This is a genomic window from Methylotenera versatilis 7 (genome assembly GCF_000799165.1).
GTDB classification, from domain to species: Bacteria; Pseudomonadota; Gammaproteobacteria; order Burkholderiales; family Methylophilaceae; genus Methylotenera_A; species Methylotenera_A versatilis_A.
In genome coordinates this window covers 98,920-119,510 of sequence record NZ_JUGF01000003.1, presented here as the reverse complement: position 1 = coordinate 119,510, position 20,591 = coordinate 98,920, and the positions used below count along the sequence as shown (strand labels likewise).

Below are 20,591 nucleotides of genomic sequence, written 5' to 3'. Positions count from 1 at the left end.
ATTAAATTCTAGTGTAAATCAAATCACTGTATTCAAGACCACTCGCTGCGATGTGGTCTTTTTTTTCATTTAAATGCCAATCGCTTGCATTAATATCTGCAAAGAATGCATCACCGTCTACGCTTACATTTACTTTGGTGAGATATAGTTTATTGGCAAGCGCTATTCCTGCTTGGTATAGCTCTGCCCCACCAATTAAAAATGGTTCGCCATCTTCTTTGCATAAAGCAAGGGCAGATTCTAGCGAATCAGCGATTAATGCACCTTCTACATGATAATTTTTATTGCGCGTAACAATGACCGTTGTGCGGCCTGGCAATAAACGTCCCAGCGACTCATAGGTTTTACGACCCATGATGATATGGTGCCCTGTAGTTAAGGCTCTAAAACGCTTCAAATCTTCTGGCAAATGCCAAGGCAAAGTATTGTTGATACCGATGACGTTATTTTCTGCCACCGCCACGATAATGGATAAATTTTTCATGCGCTTATTATACTGAATCAAACAGGAGTGATGCGACCAAAGCAAAACACCCTGCCTAAGCAGGGTGTTTCTTTAAGACATTAACTAACTTGTTAACGTGTATTCAGTTACAACTAATCTTCCGATTAATTATAGTGAGAATACTGTTAATCCGCCGCCGCCAGGAGCAGCGTTGTATTTAGTTAACTCTTTATAACCACCAGCAGCACCCAGTGCGTCGGTGTCGCTAGTCATACCAAGGTTCATCGCCACACCAGCCCAGCCACCGATACCTGAGAATACACCCACGTATTGTTTGCCTTTTTGACCGTATGTGAATGAGTTACCAATCACGCCAGAACCCACTTGGAATTTCCAGAGTTCTTTACCTGATTGTGCGTCAACCGCTTTTAACCAACGGTCTAGTGTGCCGTAGAACACTAGGTCTGTTGCAGTCGTTAAAGCACCGCCCCAAGCAGAGAATTTCTCTTTGTTGTACCAAACTTTTTTGTTGGTCATTGGGTTGTAAGCAGCAAAGCCACCCATCACGCCGTCAGGACCAGCAAACATGGTTAATGTCGCACCAACCCATGGTTGACCAGCAACGTATTTAGACTCTACTGGCTCGTATGTCATACATACGTGGTTCAATGGAGAATAGACTAAGCCAGTTTTTGGTGAGTAAGCCGCTGGTTGTTGGTCCTTCGTACCTAATGCAGCCGGGCAGATGCCTTTAGCATTGTAGTCTTGGTGAGTTGAGTATTTAGCGTCTTTATGTGGTACGCCTGTTTTCAAATCAACACTTGATGCCCAGTTAACGAATGGGTGCACTTTTTCAGCTGCAACCAATGTACCGTTGCTGGCTAACCATGTGTACGCAAAACCGTTACGGTCATGGTGCCATGCGTATGTTTTACCACCTTTGTCGAACAAGATCACTTCGTTAATACCGTCGTAATCCCACTCGTCATGTGGTGTCATTTGCATGCCCCATTTTGCAACGCCTGTGTCTAAGTCACGTGCGAATACAGTCATAGACCATTTGTTGTCGCCTGGACGGACATCTGGGTTCCATACGGATGGGTTACCTGTTCCGTAATATACTAGATTAGTACGTGCATCATACGGCCACCAGCCCCATGTAGAACCACCACCATGTTGCCAGCCATCTTTAACGGCTTGTGGTTTCAACCATGTGCGTGTACCTAGTTCTTTTTCGCCAATTTTCAATTGGTCGTTAGGCACTGCTTTGAAAGAACCGCCTTGTTTGTTGCCGCCGTTTACGTCTTGGTAAACTGACAATGCGCTGTATTGTGGGTTTTCTTTATTGAAGTCTGCACCGATCAACATTTCAGCATCTGGGCCTGTTGAGTAGGCTTTCCATGCCAATGAACCGTCTTTTAGGTTGTAAGCAGCTAAGAAGCAACGTACGCCGAATTCAGCACCTGAACAACCGGTTAATACTTTGTCTTTAATCACGTGTGGTGCGTTAGTGTTTGTCGCGCCAACTTTTGGATCGTTCACTAATACTGACCATACTTTAGCGCCTGTTTTAGCGTCTAAAGCAACCAAGTTACCATCGTTTTGTTGTAGATAGATTTTGCCGTCACCGTAGCCTAAGCCACGTGAAACGTTATCGCAACATAGTACAGCTTGTACTGATGGGTCTTGTTTTGGGAAATATGACCAAACGATTTTTTGGTTATCGTTTAAATCTAATGCGTATACGTTGTTTGGGAATGCTGTATGTAGATACATCATGTTACCAACAACCACTGGTGAGCCTTCGTGACCACGGTTTACACCGGTTGCGAATGTCCAGGCAGCTTTAAGGTTTTTTACGTTACCTTTGTTGATTTGAGATAATGTGCTGTAGCCTTGGTTGTTGTGTTGGCCACGTGGGTGTACCCAGTTGTTCGCGTCCTTCATTGCCGCTTCTTGATCTGCTGCTGCAAGGGCTACCATTGGCATCGCCAATGCTACGCTTGCTGCAACACCCATTACACGTTTTTTATTAAACATCGTAATATCTCCAAAAATTAAATTCAATTGAGTTTACTCACCACAATAGAACTATGATGACAAACTGCGCTTTAGCTCATGTAAAACTGGTATCTTGTATAAGGTGACCAATGTCTTAAAAACCTTATTTAAAGGACTCGACATTATTAAATGCCGGCAAGCTTCAAATAAAGTTGTTTCAATTTGTTAAGCGAATGTAACTGTATCGAAAAAAACACTTGTTTTAATCCGCCTGATTGATTATTTTTCAATGGTCCAGCTATAAATCACTCACCTTAAAAATAGTTTTTTGCTACCATTCTATTGGTGGACTTAGCCTAGGTTTCCATTTAGTTAAAAAAATTAATTGATTTTTACTTAAGCTATTTATTTAACCTAAGTAAACTAAATGATAAGGAATGTAATGTTAAGGCCATGGAATTTTAATATGGAAATTGTGCGCGATTCACAAACTCCCATTCATGTCCAAATTGCTGAAAAAATTATTGATGAAATCCAACGCGGACGCCTTTTACCAGGTAGCGCTTTGCCTGGCACACGTGAGTTATCCAATAAATTAAATATTAATCGCAAAACTGCAGTGCAAGCTTATGATGAATTAATATCTAAAAGCTGGTTAACCACAGAAAATAAACGCGGCACTTTTGTTTCTTCACAGGTTTTAACAGTAAATCAAACTACTAAAACCAGCAAAACTTCATCCATACGAATTTCTCCAAAAAAACATCGTGTTCCAGATGCGCTCATGTCGACCACGACAGCATCCGAACAAGTTAACAAGAAGCAAACTGCTGACCTTATTCATTTTAGCGACGATTTACCAGACGCCAGATTGCTGCCTTATCAACCATTTGCGCGCGCAATGCGACACGCCCTCACCTCATTAACACGTAATAACAAACTGCATTATGCAGACCCAAGAGGCAGCATAATCTTGCGTGAGGCTATTCATCAGATGCTGAATATGGAAAGAGGTCTAAATACGGATTTAGATAATATCTGCATCGTACGCGGCGGCCAAATGGGACTGTTCTTAGCAGCCAGATTACTGACTGAAGATGATGACTGCATTGTGATAGAGCAATTAAGCAATCCCTTTGTGCGTGAAACTTTTAAACACTGCGGTGCAAATCTATTAACTGTTAACCACAACCAAAACGGCATTGATTTAGGTGCGCTGGAAAAACTGTGTATTAACCATCCTGTGCGTGCCATTTACATCACGCCACACCATCAAATGCCGACCGGCATTGTGATGCCCATGGAAAATAGAGCGGCACTGCTCATGCTTGCTGAACGCTATAACTTTGTGATTATTGAAGATGATAGTGGGCATGAGTTTAATTATGATGATAAACCGTTATTACCGTTGGCCAGTTTAGATAGAAACGGTCGTGTGATTTATATAGGATCACTTTCAAGGGTCTTGGCACCTGGTTTTAGAATAGGCTATATGGTTGCATCTGAAGCAGTTATTCAGCATTGTGCAAGCGATATCACCATGATTGATAGGCAAGGAAATTCTCCTATAGAAATTGCAGTGGCGGAGCTTTTACATACCGGTGAAATTAAAAGGCATCTGACCAAATCATTAAAAATCTATCAAGAACGCAAGATTCATATCTGCAATTTAATTAATCTTGAATTAGCCGAGTTTTGCACGATATCACCCACGAACTCTGGTCTAGGTTTATGGCTAGATTTGGCTGATTATATTGACACGGATTTATTACTGGAAGATGCTAAAAAACAAAATCTTAAACTGCAGGACCCCAATAGTTTTTCAGAGTTTCACCAAGTATCAGGCTTACGATTGGGATTTGCGCACCTAAATTGCGAAGAAATCACCATTGGTATAAAACGTTTAAAAAACGCGCTGCTGTACCAATCACGCCTTACTTTACAGGCTTAAATAAAACACAATTGGTTCAAAACTGGTGGTTGTTAACAACCGATATTGGTTGCTTTAACACGACCAATAAACCAGTCCACTGATAAAAAGATAAAAAGTACCGTCTAATCAATACGTTATTATTTTCACATTTTTGGTACATTACTTGCAGCTATATTCAGATGGGAGAGCTATCACTAGGACCTTTACCGTTACATAATCTTAAAAGTTGTGTATATGGTAAAGGGGTAGACTCCCTACTGATTTTTTGTTGCGACTCACACTTGTACGAGATATGAAAAAAGGCGCATTAGCGCCTTTTTTCATACTGACAACAATCTAGCCTGACAAAAATTAGTCTTCTTGACCAATTTGATAAACTTCGTAGTCGTGCTCAACAATTTTGCCAGTTGTTGCATCCACTTCAACTTTAATTTCTTCGCCATCTGCTTCTAAAATATCAAACTCATAAGAAGCTTTGCCATCTGACTCAAGCTCATACTCTGTTTCTACAACTTTTCCCGGGAAAGCTGCAAGTGCTGTCGCTTTTGCATCGGCTTCCGATACTTTGGCAAGTGCTTTAAATCTAGCATCATCCGCCTTCACTTCCTCTTCGATTTCAGTGATTTTGCCTGTTTGTGCGTTGCATTCTACATCCCATGCGGTACCGTCAGCAGACTCAATATCGAACTCATAAATTGGAGATTTATTCTCTGATTTAAACTCCATCTTCACAATTTTACCTTCATGCTTAGATAATGCTGCTTTAACGCACTTACCTAAACTATCTGCTTTATGCGGCTTAATCGTTTCATGACCAGCAGATGCTGTATTTGAAAAAATTGCTGTTACTGCTGCCACAACTAATATTGAACGTATCATTTTATATCTCCAAAAAATTAACTAACGAAACCATTTGTCTCGGCATCATTTTACAATCGCGGTGCCAAGTACATAATTTACTCGCACAGTATATGAAATATGGACATGAAAATTCAATAAGCCATTGAATGTTTTACATATTTTTTACATATTTGGTTATATGCAGCCACTCCTCGCGGCTACATATAACCAACTAATGCTTTAAACCGCCACTAAGCCTTTAATCGCAGGATGTGGATCGTAATTTTCTAAAGTGAAGTCTTCAAATTTAAAAGAGAAAATGTCGTTAACATTTGGGTTGATGCGCATTTGCGGTAATGCGCGGATTTCGCGTGAAAGCTGTTCGTTAACTTGTTCCATATGATTAGTGTAAATATGTGCATCGCCCAAGGTATGCACAAAGTCCCCTAATCTTAAATTGCATACTTGTGCAACCATCATGGTTAATAAAGCATATGAAGCGATATTAAATGGCACTCCTAGGAAAATATCCGCACTGCGCTGATAAAGTTGGCAACTTAATTTTGAGCGCTGATCTGCTTCATCTGGCGATGCAGGTGCAACATAAAACTGAAAGAACGCATGGCATGGCGGCAGTTTCATCTGGGCAACGTCAGCCACGTTCCAAGCAGAAACAATTAATCTACGTGAGTCAGGATTGGTTTTAATCGCATTGACCACTTGTGTAATCTGATCAATATGCGTGCCGTCTGGCTTAGGCCAATTGCGCCATTGATAGCCATACACAGGGCCTAAATTACCATTTTCATCCGCCCACTCATCCCAGATACGCACGCCGTTTTCTTTCAGATACGCAATATTGGTACTGCCTTGTAGAAACCAAAGCAGCTCATAGATAATGGACTTTAAATGCACCTTTTTAGTGGTCAGCAAGGGGAAACCTGCGTTTAAGTCAAAACGCATCTGATACCCAAATACCGATTTTGTGCCTGTACCTGTACGGTCTGTTTTCGAGGTTCCGTGTGCTAATACATGCTGTAGAAGGTCTGTGTACTGTTTCATAATGCCCTAACTAATTGTGTCATTTCAACAAGTATCGGTATGGCGGCCTAGGTATTTTTGATAATAAAATCTTTGATTGCAGCAACATCTGCATCCATCACGGTGAATTTTTGCGCTAACTGCTCAATTCCCTTAAGACTATCAGGTCGTGGCGGCACTTCACCTAGCGCTTCAACTAAAGCATCTTCAAACTTAGCAGGCAATGCGGTTTCCAGCACAACCATTGGCGTGTTCGGTTCACGATACTCCAATGCTACTTTAAGGCCATCAGCTGTGTGCGTATCAATCACCACATCATATTTGGCTTTGGTTTCGCGTATGGTCGCCATTCTATTTTGGTGGTTACTGCTACCGGATACAAAACCATAATCGGTTAATTTTGGCAGCAAGTGCTTAATATCAAACGCCCCGCCCTTGTCTACGCTTGCCCATAGCTCGCGCACTTGGCTTGCATCTTTACCAACCAAATCAAATACAAAGCGCTCAAAGTTTGACGCTTTACTGATATCCATCGACGGACTACTGGTTTGATACGTATTGGCTGAACCGCGTGGACGATAGATACCCGTTTTAAAGAACTCATCCAAGACATCATTTTCATTAGTGGCAACCACTAGCTTATCAATCGGCAAGCCCATCATGCGCGCAATATGGCCTGCACACACATTGCCAAAATTGCCGCTAGGCACCGCAAAACTGACTTTTTGGCTATTGTTTTGTGTCACAGCAAAGTAGCCTTTAAAGTAATACACCACTTGCGCCACGATGCGACCCCAGTTAATGGAGTTTACTGCGCCAATTTTATATTGTTCTTTAAATGCTGCATCATTGGAAACAGCTTTAACGATGTCTTGGCAATCATCAAATACACCATTCACCGCGATATTAAAGATATTTTCATCTTGCAGACTAAACATTTGCGCTGTTTGAAAACGGCTCATTTTTTTATGTGGCGATAGCATAAACACACGCACACCTTTTTTGCCGCGCATGGCGTATTCAGCCGCAGAACCTGTATCGCCAGAAGTTGCACCTAAAATATTGGTCGTCCCACCCGTTTTAGCCAATGCATATTCAAATAGATTACCCAGCAACTGCATTGCCATATCTTTAAAAGCCAATGTTGGCCCGTTAGAAAGACTTAATAGATACAAGTTATCTTCGAGCTTAATGGTTGGCGTAATATCTGCTGCGTTTTGGCCAGCACGCGTGAAACCATACACGTCCGCCCTATAGGTTTTATCGATAATGGCTTTTAGGTCTACAGGCGGAATATCATCAATTAAGCGACTTAAAATCGCAAAAGCCAAATCTGCGTAATTCATGCCGCGCATTGCAGTTAAATCCGCATCGCTAAATTGCGGATATGTTTCTGGCAAATACAAACCGCCATCAGGTGCCAAACCACCCAATAGGATTTCGCTAAAACTTAAAGCAGGCGATTGCCCGCGAGTAGAAATGTATTTCATTGAATATTAACTTTAATGATTGAACTGGTTTTGCTGTTAACTAACTTTCAGGCTTATTTCGCCAACTCTTCCATGCGAATTTTAACCAATTTTCCGACTATCGCTGGTAGCGCTTCGATTTCAGCAATGCCTGCATCCATATTTTTCTCTTTTGTTACATGTGTCAAAATGACAATGTCCGCTTCTGTTTCATTATCGGCCGGCTCTTTTTGCAACATAGCATCAATTGAGATATTACGCTCTGCCAAAACCTTGGTTACATTGGCCAACACACCAGGTTCATCTGAAGCACGCAGACGCAAATAGTAAGCACTGTTGATTTCTGAAATCGGCAAAATAGGCAAATCATTCAATTGACCTGCCTGAAAACCTAAATAAGGCACGCGTTGTTCTGCAGTGGCGCTACTTAAACGCGCCACATCCATCAAATCGGCCACTACAGCACTAGCTGTAGGTTCAGCGCCAGCACCGGCACCGTAATACAAAGTCGGACCAACTGCATCGCCCTTCACAACCACGGCGTTCATCGCGCCGTTTACATTGGCGACTAAACGTTTTTCCGGAATCAATGTTGGATGCACGCGAAGTTCTACGCCACCTTCGGCTTGTTTGGTAATACCTAATAATTTCACGCGATAACCGAGTTCTTCAGCGTATTTAATATCGGTTTGTTCTAATTTAGTGATGCCTTCGGTATAAGCTTGCTCAAACTTCATCGGCATGCCAAAGGCAATCGCCGCCATAATCGTGAGTTTGTGCGCGGCATCAATGCCTTCCACGTCAAATGTAGGGTCGGCTTCGGCATAACCTAAACGTTGCGCTTCGCCTAATACATCGGCAAACGCCAAACCTTTTTCACGCATTTCGCTGAGAATAAAGTTAGTCGTGCCATTAATAATACCCGCAACCCATTCAATACGGTTTGCGCCTAAACCTTCGCGCAAAGCCTTGATGATGGGAATGCCGCCCGCTACAGCCGCCTCAAACGCAACAATCACACCCGCTTTTTGTGCCGCTGCGAAAATCTCATTACCGTGCAATGCGATTAACGCCTTATTCGCTGTCACAACGTGTTTGCCGTTGGCAATGGCTTTCAATACCAACTCTTTGCTTAAGGTATAACCGCCAATTAGCTCTACAACCACGTCAATTTCAGGGTTGTTAACAATCGCAAATGCATCCGTCGATAACAGTGTATTGCCGCCTGTAATCTGTTTTGCATGGTCGATATTTCTATCAGCCACTTGCAGCACATTAATCGCCACACCAGTGCGCCGTGTAATTTCTGCTGCGTTTCGCGTTAATACATTGTAAGTACCGCCGCCAACTGTGCCAATGCCCAAAAGCCCTACGCGCAGATGTTTAAAATCTGGCTGTTTTAAATCGGATTGCTTCAAACTGTTACTCCATCTAATTTTTTATCTGATTTTTCGCTATGTTTATTTCTATATCGCTCTAAGAAGCTGGCAATACGTTTAATTGCTTCAGTTAAATCATCGACATTAGGTAAAAACACCACTCTGAAATGATCTGCCGCTTTCCAATTAAATCCTGTGCCCTGTACCAGCAAGACTTTTTCCTCTAGCAATAAATCTAAAATGAATTGCTGATCGTCCTTAATCGGATACATTTTTGGATCAAGCTTCGGGAATAGGTACATCGCCGCTTTAGGTTTTACGCAGCTAACACCGGGAATCGCCGTGATGAGTTCATAAGCCAGATCGCGTTGTTTACATAACCTGCCTGCAGGCGCCACTAAATCGTCAATGCTTTGATACCCGCCCAACGCAGTTTGTATGGCTAATTGCCCTGGCACGTTGGCACATAAACGCATAGAGGCCAGCATATTCAAGCCCTCTATATAATCGGCCGCATGCTTTTTCTCGCCTGAAATCACTAGCCAGCCAGCACGATAACCACAAGTACGGTAGTTTTTTGATAGACCATTAAACGTGACGAATAATACATCTTCAGCCAGCGAGGCCAGCGAAATATGCTCGGCTTCATCGTATAAAACCTTATCGTAAATTTCATCAGCAAATACCACTAAACCATGACGACGCGCGATTTCGATAATGCCTAGCAAGGTTTCTTTTGGATACAAAGCGCCAGTTGGATTATTCGGGTTAATCACCACAATGCCGAGGGTATTGGCGGTAATTTTCGCTTCAATATCCTTAAGGTCTGGCAACCAGCCTGTTGCTTCATCACACAGATAATGCCGCGCCGTACCGCCAGCCAATGTGACTGCAGCAGTCCACAACGGATAATCCGGCATAGGCACTAATACTTGGTCGCCATTGTTCACCAAGGCTTGCATCGCCATCACAATCAGCTCAGAAACGCCATTGCCAATAATGATATCGTCTACCGTCACATTGGCAATATGTTTGCTTTGCGTGTAATGCATAATGGCTTTGCGCGGTGCAAATAAACCCTTTGAGTCGGTATAACCGCCTGCATCCCCCATATTGCGAATCACGTCCAGCTGAATTTCTTCTGGCACTTCAAAGCCAAAAGAGGCTGGATTACCAATATTCAACTTAATAATACGCTGGCCTTCTTCTTCCATTTGACGCGCTCGCTGCAACACCGGACCACGAATATCGTAGCAAACGTTAGCGAGCTTGTTGGATTTGAGTAAAGGCTGCATAAATGAATGATTCTTAAGTGATTTTAATAAGGTGATTTTGGTTAAAAATTGGAGTTAAAAAGGTATTAAGCTACAACCATAAGTTTACCTTAGAATAAGGTTTTTCTTCAATCAAAGACCGCGCTAAAATAGCAGCATGAAATTACATTTAACCAGCGCTGAAAATAACAACTTAATCACCGGATACAGTGAAGATTTTATTGAAATCAACAAAAAACGCTATGCACAAAATCTTATCGTGCTGGCGAATGAGTTGATTTTAAATTGGAATGCCACCAGTTTTTCGGATTTAACAGCGGCACATTTTGTTGATATAGTTCAATTGAACCCTGAAGTTGTGTTACTTGGCACAGGGTCGAAACATCAATTTTTACATCCTAAAATAACGCAAAATTTGACAGAGAATAATATTCCAATCGAGTGCATGACCACAGCGGCAGCGTGTAGGACGTATAATATTCTAATGAGCGAAGGCCGCAACGTGGCGGCTGCATTATTGATTTAAACCACACATTGAGCGCACAGAACATTGACCTACGATGTGCACTATGAATGATAAGTGCTTATTTACTCTAAGTTATCGACCCCGATCCAAACGGGAACGCCATCTGCAGTTTTAATGAATTTTTTTTGATACACCTTGCTGATTAGCGCTTTAACCTCTTTGAATTCCGTCAATAGTTTATCGCAATCTGCACTGTTCGCTGCACCACACCTAAAAGCCATATCCACGTCCACATGATTTGACGAACCAACATCTATTATCCGTTTAATCACGCTTGGGTGTGCATAATGCCCACCTTCGGTAAATGCCCATTCAATATTGGGTCCTTCATTCACCACGTACCAAGGGCCGCTTCTGTGTTGCCATCCAAACGGTTTAGCATTTGGCTTGATAACAACATCCTTGCGCTCTTTAATGTCATTGATCGCTACTGTAACGCTAGGGTAGCCAATTTCAATCACATATGATGGAACTACTTGCGTCGTTTTTTTAGACTTGAATTTGCTGTTTTTTTTAATTGTAGTGGTTTTAGTTGCAGCATCTGTGCCAATCGGAGTTAAGACCACAAAAATAGCAAGTAAGTAAACAATCAGTTGCACAGTGTTTGTAAATCAACCATTAGCGTTGCGGGGTTAATGTAAGCTGCAAGCCTTTATCGGTAATCTGCATATCTTGGGGGCTGTAAGTCGTTCCACCAAATTGTAAATCTTCCGGCTTAACCGTATACAGTGTGATGCCACTCAACATTTCTGCGCCAAGTGTTTTGGTCAACGCGTTGATTATTTCATTATGTTTACTGTCGGCACCATCAACGGTAAATTGATCAATCTTCGGCTCATCCAATACGACTGACTGGCTTGCCGCATCAAAACGTAGCTTACCCGAGATACCCAACTTGCCAGCGACACTTTTATCCAGCAAGGGGCTGTTAAACACTGTGTCCAAGGTGGTTTGCATTCGGCCTGTGCTTTGGTCAAACTTCACGACAGAGTTGCTTAAATTCACATCAAAAATCTTGAGCAACTGAATCGGCACTGCCAATTTTTCGTTAAGTTTTTGCTGAATTTGCGCTTCAGTCACATTCACTGTGCGGTCGCCGAGTGCTGCGCAACCGGATAAAAAAGCCAATAAAAATAGAATGACAACCGAATATTTCATCATCAATATTAAAATTGGCTTAATTAATCACTTAACTTACAAGTTCTTGGTTGATAAAGTAAGCGTAGCGTTGGTACCGCCAAAGCCAAAACTATTCGATAAAGCCGTGGTGATTTTAATGTCATCAATCCGCTTTGTCGCAATCGGCAAACCAACTGCCGCAGGGTCAAGCGTTTCGATATTGGCTGATGCTGCAATGAAGTTATTTTCCATCATAATCAAGGTATAAATCGCTTCATTCACACCAGCCGCACCCAATGCGTGACCAGAAAGTGATTTGGTTGATGCAATCGCAGGCAATTCACCATATTCGCCGCTACTGAACACAGTATGAATCGCTTCCAACTCTTTAGTATCACCAACAGGCGTACTCGTACCATGCGTGTTGATGTAATCGACATGGTCAATTTTATTGCCATCATGGTCGGTTAACGCCAACTTCATACAGCGCTCCGCGCCCTCGCCGCTCGGCGCTACCATGTCATAGCCATCCGATGTCGCACCATAGCCAATCACTTCAGCATAGATTTTTGCACCACGTGCTTTGGCATGCTCATACTCCTCAAGCACCACAATGCCGCCACCACCAGAAATCACAAAACCGTCACGATTCGCATCATAAGTACGGCTGGCTTTTTCAGGGCTTTCATTGTACTTGCTGGACATCGCACCCATAGCATCAAACAGGTAGGACAAGCTCCAATGTTCCTCTTCACCGCCGCCAGCAAATACAATGTCTTGTTTCCCTAATTGAATTTGCTCAACGCCCGCACCGATACAGTGTGCACTAGTGGAACAGGCTGAACTGATGCCGTAGTTAACACCCTTGATCTTAGCGCCTGTAGCTAAAGTCGCCACAATGCCGCTGCACATAGCCTTAGTCACCATGTAAGGGCCAACCCGGCGAATACCTTTCTCTGCTAACACTGCATTACTTTGCTCAATGCTTTCAGTGGATGGCCCGCCGCCGCCAACAATAATGCCAGTACGCACATTCGAAACCTGATCTTCAGCTAGCTTGGCATCAGCAATTGCTTCCTGCAACGCAATCCAAGCATAAGCATGACCTTTTGCCATAAAGCGCAGTAATTTACGATCAATTAATGCTTCAATATCCAGGTTTTTGATGCTGCCAGCAACCTGCGAACGCAAACCGCGCTCTGCATATTCCGGTTGAAAACTAATGCCAGATTTTCCTGTAAATAAGCTTTCTTTTACTTCTGATTTGTTGTTACCAAGGCTAGACACGATGCCCAACCCAGTGATTACGACACGACGCATTGCGTGCTCCCTCCAAAGTTTACTTTATTCTTTATACCAAACATGAACAAATATCCGTTTAAAAATTGTCTGTGCGCGTAAACAGTCCAACTCGCAAATCGTTCGCTGCATAAATCTCGCGGCCATCTAGTGACATAGTTGCATCAGCAATGCCCATCACCAACTTACGCATAATAACGCGTTTCAAATCAATGGTATAAGTTGCAATTTTAGCCGTTGGCAACACTTGCCCGCTAAATTTCACTTCACCCGCTCCCAATGCGCGGCCACGACCCGGTCCGCCCATCCAGCCCAAATAAAACCCAACCAGCTGCCACATTGCATCTAAACCCAGACAACCAGGCATCACTGGATCGCCAGTAAAATGGCAATCAAAAAACCATAGATCTGGCCGAATATCCAATTCAGCAATAATCTGGCCATGTCCGTATTTACCACCGTCTTCTGTAATCTTAACAATACGATCAAACATCAGCATGGGTGGCAAAGGCAATTGCGCATTACCTGGACCAAACAATTCTCCTCGTCCGCATTTTAATAGTTCTTCTTTGGTAAAGCTGTTTTGTCTAGTCGTCATGAGTTGTTGATCTTTTAAGTATTTTATTTTAATGCATGAATTTAAAGCATTAAAGTTATCAATTTTTACAGCGCCCTTATTTTAATTATAAAAAAATAAGTAATTTGCTCTGTAATCGCAGGCTAAATTATCCACTATTTTGGGCGATGCTAAAACTTTTAGGAAATATTTATCCGTTTTTAGAGGCAATATTTAATTAATGTGGGTCCAAAGCGTTTTATTTAAAGTGGCCATTGATTTTGATTATCAGTTGCTGATTTGGAGTTAAACCCACTTTGAGCAACGTAGATAAAGCGCATAATCGGGCTAACGGCAATTGGCTTTATATTAGGTGATTACAATCCATGTCCACACATGACTTTTGATATTAAGAAACAAAGATATCGCTACAAGAAATATTAACCGCCTAAACTATACAAACCGGTATACACTTCGCAGAATTTCATTTATATTGTTAACAAATTGTAAGCAATCATTTCAAATTCATTATACTAATTACATAAGCACGCATAAATAACCATCTATTATTACTTAATCATTTATTACTATTAGTTAATCATTTAAATTTTAGGAAAAACTCAATGAGTGACCGTCTATTAGCCGATTGGCGTCAACATGCGCTGACTTTAGAAACCGAAGTGAACAAAGTAGTGGTTGGCCAGCAAAACCCTGTTCGTTTAATCACCATCGCGATTTTTGCACGTGGCCATGTATTACTTGAAGGTGATGTTGGCGTGGGAAAAACCACACTGCTACGCGCTTTTACACGCGGAATCGGTGGCGGCTATCAGCGGATTGAGGGCACGATTGACTTAATGCCGAACGATTTGGTATATCACACTTACCTAGGCGAAGACGGTAAACCGCACGTAAGTGCTGGCCCGCTGTTAATGTCTGGCGAAGATTTATCGGTATTTTTCTTTAACGAAATCAACCGCGCGCGCCCACAAGTACATTCCTTGCTATTGCGCGTGATGGCGGAACGTACGCTTTCTGCATTTAATAAAGAACATGTATTTCCGCACATGATTGTGTTTGCAGACCGCAATCAAGTCGAAAAAGAAGAAACGTTTGAAATTCCTTCTGCGGCGCGCGACCGTTTTATGATGGAAATCCCAATTGTGGTTCCCAATGACGATGACATTATGTCTGGCCTGATGTTTGATACGCGCTTTCACAACGTAGACACACTGATTGATACGGTTAAACCTGACGTATTGAAATTCGATGAATTAAATGCATTTTCTGGTGTTATTCAAGAAAGTGTCGAGGCTTCGAAAACACTTGAAAAATATGCGCTTAATTTATGGAAAGCCACGCGCAAACCGACTGATTTTGGCATTAAGGTGACAAATGTGGATATGAACCGTCTAGTGCTTGCTGGTGCCAGCCCGCGCGGTATGAGCATGATGCTACGCGCAGCACGTGTCAACGCTTGGCTGAATGAACGCACTGCGATTACACCGGAAGATATTCATGCTGTTTTTCATGAAACTGTTGCTCACAGATTGGTATTTAGCCCAGTTTATGAAATGCGTCGTACAGAAATTGCGCGCGAAATGTTAAGCAATATCATCAACGCTGTTGCCGCGCCCTAGTCTATATTCAGCAATTAACATTCAGTCATTAATATTCATATCGGTCAGCATCAATGTCCATTGAAAATATCAAAGAGTTTAGCTACCACATCGGCTGGCGTAATCGCGGTCGCCATCCTGGTCGCCATGCCAGCACGCAGCGCGGCATGGGCATGGAGTTTATTGGTCATACCACACTGATCGCCTACCCTGATCCGCGCCGCATCGATTTGCGCCAAACCATTCGCGATCCAATGGAACAGGTGTATGTACGCCTGTTCAATCAAAAAAGTGCAACGCCGGTTTTTGTGATTTGCGATTTATCCGGCAGCATGAATTTTGGCGCAAAAGAACGCAAAATTCGCAAAGCGGCAGAGATTGCAGAATCGATTGCACGTTCAGCGACTAGAAATTCAGACCCATTCGGTTTTGTGGGTTTTGATGAAGTGGTACGCGAAGATTGGATCAGCACAGCATCGTTTAAATCACAACGCGCGATTGAGTTGGCAGAACGCTTGAAAGAATATCATCCCGAACCGGTTTCCGGCAGCGGCATTAACGATGTGTGGCGCTATTTGCCGCGCGAACGCTCACTGGTATTTTTAATTTCAGATTTCCATATGCCATTAGCAGAGTTAGAAGGCTCACTGGCGAACTTATTGCGCCACCATATTGTGCCCGTGGTTTTATGGGATGCGGATGAATACAGGAATCTGCCTGAGTTTGGCATTACCGCCGTCACCGACCCTGAAACGGGCCAGAAACGCACTTTATTTTTGCGCAAGGAATATCGTGACAAAATCATTGCATCATTTGAGGCGCGTCGTGAAGCGATTTATAAACTATTTATGCAGTTTGATATGCCGCCGTTTTACGTGGAAGGTGATTTTGATGCCGACGCTCTAACTGAATACTTTCACCAATTTGTCGCGGCTTAAACTGAATAGTGAATGATTTAAGAGATTAATTCAAAACATAAACCGAATACTTAACACTATGAAATCATTAAAAAAATATTGGCTGGCAATCATTACAAGTCCGCTTTTCATATTAAGTGTGGCTAGCACCTACGCGCTGGAATATGAAGAGCTGCCAGATATTAAACCTGGCATTGTCAGCATCCAGATACAAGAGCCGGTGCGCAATGTAGGCTACACGGTTGGCGATATCTTAACGCGTAATATGACGATTACCATTAAAAAGCCCTATCAACTGATTGACGAATCTTTACCTATTATCGGCTACGAAAGACGTTATAAAGGTCAATTAGTCGGCATTGATTTAAGCGATCTTAAACACGTCAAAAAAGAACATAGTGATGATGTCACGCATACACTCAGCTTGAGTTATCAGGTATTTACCAACAATCTGGTAGCAAAACATGGTTCATTGCCACAAGAGTATTTACGCATTATCAACACACAGACGAAAGAAGTCGTGAAATACCGCATCCCAAGCTGGGACTTTGCGATTTCGCCACTTTCAATTTATGGTGCGGTGAAAATTGAATCGGATATGTCAGGCTTCAGAGGCCCATTATTATTGGACAACAGCAACCTTAAACAATACTTAAAAGTGTTGTTAACGGTTTTAGCGTTAAGTTTGTTGGGCTTGCTGTACATACTAGGCAAATATACCTGGTTACCACGCATGGGTGGTCCATTTGCAAAGAGCTATCGTTTAATCCGCAGGTCGCCCAATACACCTCAAGGCTTACAGCAAGCGATAACCAGCATGCATCAATCCCTTAACACGACAGCTGGCATGAGTGTGTTCGGTGGAAATCTGAATGAATTTTTTGAGAAAAAACCCAGCTTTAAACCGATAAAGACTGAAATTGAACAGTTCTTTGCCTTGTCGCGCCAGGTCTTTTTTGAACCAAACGCAAAACACGATATTGGTCATGAGCCGATTAAATGGCTGGCACGATTCTGCCGTCGCTGCCGCGATTGTGAACGCGGCTTAATTCCAGACGCGCTTGATTCAAAGGTTTAAAGATGGCTTTTTCTCATCCCTGGATGTTGTGGTTGTTGCCACTAGCGATATTGCCGTTAGTGTTTCAGCGCGCCCATAGCAAAAGTTACTCTTGGTTGGATATGCTGCCAGCAGATCCGCTTTCAGATTTAATTGGATGGATTCTAAAAGTATTAGCCGTACTGATTCTCACGTTTATTATTCTGGGTTTAAGCGCACCACATAGCAATCAGCAACATATCGAACGTATTGGCGTTGGCGCACAAATCACGCTGGTATTAGACCGCAGCGCCAGTATGGACGATCCATTTTCCGGCTCAACCCCGACCACCGTGGGCGAAACTAAATCAGCCGCGGCCAGCAGACTGATCACCCAATTTGTGCAATCCCGTCAAAACGATATGCTGGGCATGATTACCTTTAGTAACTCCGCTATGTATGTGTTGCCGCTTACCGAAAACAAGGAAGCCATTGTCGCTGCTGTGCGTGCAACCGCAGGCAATGCATTGTTTCAAACCAATATTGGCAGCGGCTTAACTTCGGCCGCTGGTTTGTTTGACAAAGTGCCCGACTCTGGTTCGCGCGTCGTGATTTTATTATCAGATGGCGCTGGCCGTATTGATGCCAACACACAACAGAAAATCAAGGACTGGTTTGACCGCATGCATCTCAGCTTGTATTGGATCGTGTTGCGCCAACCAGGCGGCTTAAGTATTTTCGACAAGGACTACAAGCCACAGGAAGACCAGCCCTTACCGCCAGAGATCGAGCTACATGAGTTTTTTAAGACGCTTAAAACGCCGTTTAATGCCTATGAGGCAGAAGACCCGAAAACACTGCAATTGGCGATTGATGATATCAATCGTAAAGAGAAAAAACCCATCAAATATTTACATAAGATTCCAGGTAAGGATTTTTCAAGCCTTTGCTTCATATTTGCTGCAGCCATGATTGCATTACTGCTGGGCGTAAAATATTTAGAAGTAAGAACTTGGCGAAATTAAAATAGCGAGACTACGATGAAATTTAATATTCAATCTTTATTCACGGTAAAAAAACTCTCTTGGTTTTTAGTGTTTTTAAGCCTTACTTGTTTATTAGCAAGCATTTATACTTTTAATCGAATTCGCCAAATTGATGAATTTAATCAGGCGATTAGTTCAGGAAAAACGCCTAAAACAGATAAGCAAAGCTTTGAAGCTAAATTTGCGACTGCGCTTTATTTGGCGAAAAAAGAACGTTATAAAGAAGCCACTTTATTGTTTACACAAACCTTACCAAAAGCCAATGCATCGCAAAAATCGGCGGTTAATTACAATATCGGCAACATCTTCTTTTTGCGTGGATTAGCCATTAATGGCACGAATAATACTGTGCGTGATGAATCCGAATATTTGATACGCCAAGCCAAAACGGCTTATCAAACATCGTTAAAAAATGATAATAGCCATTGGGATGCACGCCACAATCTAGACCGCCTGTTAACCATGTTACCTGGAACGCCAACGCCAGGCGTGGGTGAATCGGATACACCAGGGCTGATTATGGGCAACATTCCCGTTGGATTGCCTTAATAAGCCATTAAGTTAACGGCTAGAACATCATGATAAATATATACAATTACTTCCGCCATCGTCGCGACATTAGCCTGCTAACGCTAGCGTTGATTTTGCTATTGATTGCACTATTTAAACCGACTGTGCCGATTAAACGCGATATCTATAGCTACTTACTGGTAGCTGACATTTCGCAAAGCATGAATGTGGTGGATGAAAGTATTAATGGCAAAGCCGTTACACGCATGCAATACCAGCAATATCTGATGCACCGCATTATTGGTGAAATGCCGTGCGGTACACAGGTTGGAATTGGCTTGTTTGCTGGCGTGAGTGTAGCTGCGCTTTATACGCCAATTGAAGTATGCGAAAACTTTGCCGCTATCGAAGACACGATTGACCACTTAGATTGGCGCACAGGCTGGTCTGGCAACAGCCGTATTCGTGAAAGCCTGGCAACGTTAGCGAGATTGATTCGCAGTTTTCCTGAAACAGCCCAAGTGGTTTACTTTACCGATGGTGAAGAAACGCCTTTTTTACATGCATTTAATACGCGTGACTTAACTGATTTTCAAGGTGCAAAAGACTGGCTTTTCGTCGGAATCGGTAGCGAAAAAGGCACGGCAATTCCTAAATTAGATGAAAAAAATCAAGTGATTGGTTATTGGTCTAACGAAAGTTTTGCCTTACAACCAGGGGTTGCACAAATCTCCGAATCCAATATCGGCACTCGTAATGACAGCATTGCCAGTGGCACTAATGATCGATTTTTATCTAAATTAGATGAAAAATATTTACTGTCTGTGACCAAGGAAATCAATGCCAAATACGTGAACGGTAGCAGCGTGCAAGCGGTATTATCTGCGATGAAAAAACAGCCGCCCGCCCGCCGTGATAAGGCGCAATTTCAATTAAAATGGGTATTTTCTGGGTTAGCTGGCTTAGTGTTTTTAGCCGCTTATTTACCGAAACACCCAGTTAAAGAATCAAAAAGCTTATGGAAATCATGGCTTGCACGCAAAAAACGTCACTCGCCTGATATTGCAAAATTATCCTGATGATTTTTATCGTGCTTAAATAGCCGCACCCACACACGCAAGCGTCTTAATGAATCTTTAGCTTCAAATTGACTGGCAATATTTTCTGAAAAAGTGGGCAGCAACAATACGGGTGGCAATGCCCATTTCAAGCCATCTCTTTTACAATTCAGAATAGTTAAATACTGATGCGTAAAACTGCTTGCTGCCAATTGCGGTTTAAATTGTTGCTGCCTTTTGTTGGTTAACTTTAGAATACCTTTCACATCTACTTCAATGGTTTGCCACGACCAAGGCAATATCAGCAACGCATCTCGCAATATGAAATATAGTGTTGAAGCAATAATCAAAAGAAATACTGCACATTTAATGAGTAAAATAATGGGCAGTATTAAAATAATCATTACGCTGATGGTTGCAACTGCGACTAACAAACCCAATAATAGAACTGAGGGCAAAAGCTGTATCACAATGGCTTTTGGTAAAACAGGCTTCATTACAAACTCACTCTAAAATAGTGAAT

20 protein-coding genes are annotated in these 20,591 nt (G+C 42.5%); 8 read left to right on the top strand and 12 right to left on the bottom strand.

Annotated features, from left to right (window positions below; all coding sequences use genetic code 11):
* Nucleotide 1: 1 nt before the first annotated feature.
* Both K370_RS11785 and K370_RS11780 read right to left on the bottom strand, forming a co-directional pair.
* Complete coding sequence (locus tag K370_RS11785) at nt 2-484, bottom strand: dihydrofolate reductase (protein ID WP_047542178.1); 483 nt, start codon at nt 482-484, stop codon at nt 2-4.
* A 129-nt stretch (nt 485-613) separates the two neighbouring features.
* Nucleotides 614-2,485, bottom strand: a complete 1,872-nt coding sequence (locus tag K370_RS11780) for a PQQ-dependent dehydrogenase, methanol/ethanol family (RefSeq protein WP_047542176.1) — start codon at nt 2,483-2,485, stop codon at nt 614-616.
* A gap of 403 nt (nt 2,486-2,888) precedes the next feature.
* Here K370_RS11780 and K370_RS11775 point away from each other — a divergent pair, with 403 nt between their 5' ends.
* The gene (locus K370_RS11775; protein ID WP_047542174.1) at nt 2,889-4,397 is read left to right on the top strand and encodes a PLP-dependent aminotransferase family protein; all 1,509 of its coding nucleotides are present in this window, start codon (nt 2,889-2,891) and stop codon (nt 4,395-4,397) included.
* 333 nt (nt 4,398-4,730) lie between these two features.
* Here K370_RS11775 and K370_RS11770 read toward each other — a convergent pair whose 3' ends face one another.
* From K370_RS11770 to K370_RS11750, 5 genes are all read right to left on the bottom strand, one after another.
* A complete protein-coding gene (locus tag K370_RS11770) occupies nt 4,731-5,258 on the bottom strand; it encodes a PepSY domain-containing protein (protein WP_047542171.1) in 528 nt (175 codons plus the stop codon).
* Nucleotides 5,259-5,459: 201 nt separating this feature from the next.
* Nucleotides 5,460-6,281: a thymidylate synthase gene (locus K370_RS11765; RefSeq protein ID WP_047542169.1), complete on the bottom strand. Its 822-nt coding sequence runs from the start codon at nt 6,279-6,281 to the stop codon at nt 5,460-5,462.
* 47 nt (nt 6,282-6,328) lie between these two features.
* Nucleotides 6,329-7,750: a threonine synthase gene (gene thrC / locus K370_RS11760; protein ID WP_047542167.1), complete on the bottom strand. Its 1,422-nt coding sequence runs from the start codon at nt 7,748-7,750 to the stop codon at nt 6,329-6,331.
* Nucleotides 7,751-7,803: 53 nt separating this feature from the next.
* Nucleotides 7,804-9,147: a homoserine dehydrogenase gene (locus tag K370_RS11755; protein WP_047542165.1), complete on the bottom strand. Its 1,344-nt coding sequence runs from the start codon at nt 9,145-9,147 to the stop codon at nt 7,804-7,806.
* Nucleotides 9,144-10,403, bottom strand: coding sequence for a pyridoxal phosphate-dependent aminotransferase (locus K370_RS11750; protein WP_047542162.1), 1,260 nt, complete (start codon nt 10,401-10,403; stop codon nt 9,144-9,146). The genes K370_RS11755 and K370_RS11750 overlap by 4 nt, the downstream gene beginning before the upstream one ends.
* A 136-nt stretch (nt 10,404-10,539) precedes the next feature.
* Here K370_RS11750 and K370_RS11745 point away from each other — a divergent pair, with 136 nt between their 5' ends.
* On the top strand, nt 10,540-10,908 hold the full coding sequence (locus K370_RS11745) for an Mth938-like domain-containing protein (RefSeq protein WP_047542160.1): 369 nt from the start codon (nt 10,540-10,542) through the stop codon (nt 10,906-10,908).
* Nucleotides 10,909-10,970: 62 nt separating this feature from the next.
* Here the strand turns inward: K370_RS11745 and K370_RS11740 are convergent, their stop codons facing one another.
* Genes K370_RS11740 through fabA form a run of 4 tightly spaced genes read right to left on the bottom strand, consistent with a single transcriptional unit; the run spans nt 10,971 to nt 13,924 of the window.
* Nucleotides 10,971-11,507: a hypothetical protein gene (locus tag K370_RS11740; protein WP_081977224.1), complete on the bottom strand. Its 537-nt coding sequence runs from the start codon at nt 11,505-11,507 to the stop codon at nt 10,971-10,973.
* A gap of 19 nt (nt 11,508-11,526) precedes the next feature.
* Nucleotides 11,527-12,069: a DUF1439 domain-containing protein gene (locus tag K370_RS11735; protein ID WP_235272755.1), complete on the bottom strand. Its 543-nt coding sequence runs from the start codon at nt 12,067-12,069 to the stop codon at nt 11,527-11,529.
* A 33-nt stretch (nt 12,070-12,102) separates the two neighbouring features.
* The gene (gene fabB / locus K370_RS11730; protein ID WP_047542157.1) at nt 12,103-13,347 is read right to left on the bottom strand and encodes a beta-ketoacyl-ACP synthase I; all 1,245 of its coding nucleotides are present in this window, start codon (nt 13,345-13,347) and stop codon (nt 12,103-12,105) included.
* Nucleotides 13,348-13,405: 58 nt separating this feature from the next.
* Complete coding sequence (gene fabA, locus K370_RS11725) at nt 13,406-13,924, bottom strand: 3-hydroxyacyl-[acyl-carrier-protein] dehydratase FabA (protein ID WP_047542155.1); 519 nt, start codon at nt 13,922-13,924, stop codon at nt 13,406-13,408.
* Between the two features lie 581 nt (nt 13,925-14,505).
* Between fabA and K370_RS11720 the strand changes: the two genes are divergently transcribed.
* The 6 genes from K370_RS11720 to K370_RS11695 are packed head-to-tail and all read left to right on the top strand — an operon-like array spanning nt 14,506 to nt 20,089.
* Entirely contained in the window at nt 14,506-15,522 is a 1,017-nt protein-coding gene (locus tag K370_RS11720) for an AAA family ATPase (RefSeq protein ID WP_047542153.1), read from the top strand.
* Between the two features lie 53 nt (nt 15,523-15,575).
* On the top strand, nt 15,576-16,439 hold the full coding sequence (locus K370_RS11715; protein WP_047542151.1) for a DUF58 domain-containing protein: 864 nt from the start codon (nt 15,576-15,578) through the stop codon (nt 16,437-16,439).
* Between the two features lie 58 nt (nt 16,440-16,497).
* Nucleotides 16,498-17,496: a hypothetical protein gene (locus K370_RS11710; protein ID WP_047542149.1), complete on the top strand. Its 999-nt coding sequence runs from the start codon at nt 16,498-16,500 to the stop codon at nt 17,494-17,496.
* 2 nt (nt 17,497-17,498) lie between these two features.
* Nucleotides 17,499-18,479 carry a vWA domain-containing protein gene (locus K370_RS11705; protein ID WP_047542147.1) on the top strand — a complete coding sequence of 327 codons (981 nt, stop codon included), beginning with the start codon at nt 17,499-17,501 and terminating at the stop codon, nt 18,477-18,479.
* A gap of 15 nt (nt 18,480-18,494) precedes the next feature.
* Nucleotides 18,495-19,049: a hypothetical protein gene (locus tag K370_RS11700; RefSeq protein WP_047542145.1), complete on the top strand. Its 555-nt coding sequence runs from the start codon at nt 18,495-18,497 to the stop codon at nt 19,047-19,049.
* Nucleotides 19,050-19,078: 29 nt separating this feature from the next.
* Nucleotides 19,079-20,089, top strand: a complete 1,011-nt coding sequence (locus K370_RS11695; RefSeq protein ID WP_047542143.1) for a VWA domain-containing protein — start codon at nt 19,079-19,081, stop codon at nt 20,087-20,089.
* Here the strand turns inward: K370_RS11695 and K370_RS11690 are convergent.
* Nucleotides 20,059-20,565, bottom strand: a complete 507-nt coding sequence (locus K370_RS11690) for a hypothetical protein (protein ID WP_052185274.1) — start codon at nt 20,563-20,565, stop codon at nt 20,059-20,061. The two genes, K370_RS11695 and K370_RS11690, sit on opposite strands and share 31 nt — an antisense overlap.
* Nucleotides 20,566-20,591: the final 26 nt, after the last annotated feature.

Excerpts from the sequence above, each read along its gene's own strand:
- K370_RS11785 (WP_047542178.1), bottom strand. The coding sequence starts at position 484 with ATGAAAAATTTATCCATTATCGTGGCGGTGGCAGAAAATAACGTCATC.
- K370_RS11780 (WP_047542176.1), bottom strand. The coding sequence starts at position 2,485 with ATGTTTAATAAAAAACGTGTAATGGGTGTTGCAGCAAGCGTAGCATTG.
- K370_RS11775 (WP_047542174.1), top strand. The coding sequence starts at position 2,889 with ATGTTAAGGCCATGGAATTTTAATATGGAAATTGTGCGCGATTCACAA.
- K370_RS11770 (WP_047542171.1), bottom strand. The coding sequence starts at position 5,258 with ATGATACGTTCAATATTAGTTGTGGCAGCAGTAACAGCAATTTTTTCA.
- K370_RS11765 (WP_047542169.1), bottom strand. The coding sequence starts at position 6,281 with ATGAAACAGTACACAGACCTTCTACAGCATGTATTAGCACACGGAACC.
- thrC (WP_047542167.1), bottom strand. The coding sequence starts at position 7,750 with ATGAAATACATTTCTACTCGCGGGCAATCGCCTGCTTTAAGTTTTAGC.
- K370_RS11750 (WP_047542162.1), bottom strand. The coding sequence starts at position 10,403 with ATGCAGCCTTTACTCAAATCCAACAAGCTCGCTAACGTTTGCTACGAT.
- K370_RS11745 (WP_047542160.1), top strand. The coding sequence starts at position 10,540 with ATGAAATTACATTTAACCAGCGCTGAAAATAACAACTTAATCACCGGA.
- K370_RS11735 (WP_235272755.1), bottom strand. The coding sequence starts at position 12,069 with ATGATGAAATATTCGGTTGTCATTCTATTTTTATTGGCTTTTTTATCC.
- fabB (WP_047542157.1), bottom strand. The coding sequence starts at position 13,347 with ATGCGTCGTGTCGTAATCACTGGGTTGGGCATCGTGTCTAGCCTTGGT.
- fabA (WP_047542155.1), bottom strand. The coding sequence starts at position 13,924 with ATGACGACTAGACAAAACAGCTTTACCAAAGAAGAACTATTAAAATGC.
- K370_RS11720 (WP_047542153.1), top strand. The coding sequence starts at position 14,506 with ATGAGTGACCGTCTATTAGCCGATTGGCGTCAACATGCGCTGACTTTA.
- K370_RS11715 (WP_047542151.1), top strand. The coding sequence starts at position 15,576 with ATGTCCATTGAAAATATCAAAGAGTTTAGCTACCACATCGGCTGGCGT.
- K370_RS11710 (WP_047542149.1), top strand. The coding sequence starts at position 16,498 with ATGAAATCATTAAAAAAATATTGGCTGGCAATCATTACAAGTCCGCTT.
- K370_RS11705 (WP_047542147.1), top strand. The coding sequence starts at position 17,499 with ATGGCTTTTTCTCATCCCTGGATGTTGTGGTTGTTGCCACTAGCGATA.
- K370_RS11700 (WP_047542145.1), top strand. The coding sequence starts at position 18,495 with ATGAAATTTAATATTCAATCTTTATTCACGGTAAAAAAACTCTCTTGG.
- K370_RS11695 (WP_047542143.1), top strand. The coding sequence starts at position 19,079 with ATGATAAATATATACAATTACTTCCGCCATCGTCGCGACATTAGCCTG.
- K370_RS11690 (WP_052185274.1), bottom strand. The coding sequence starts at position 20,565 with ATGAAGCCTGTTTTACCAAAAGCCATTGTGATACAGCTTTTGCCCTCA.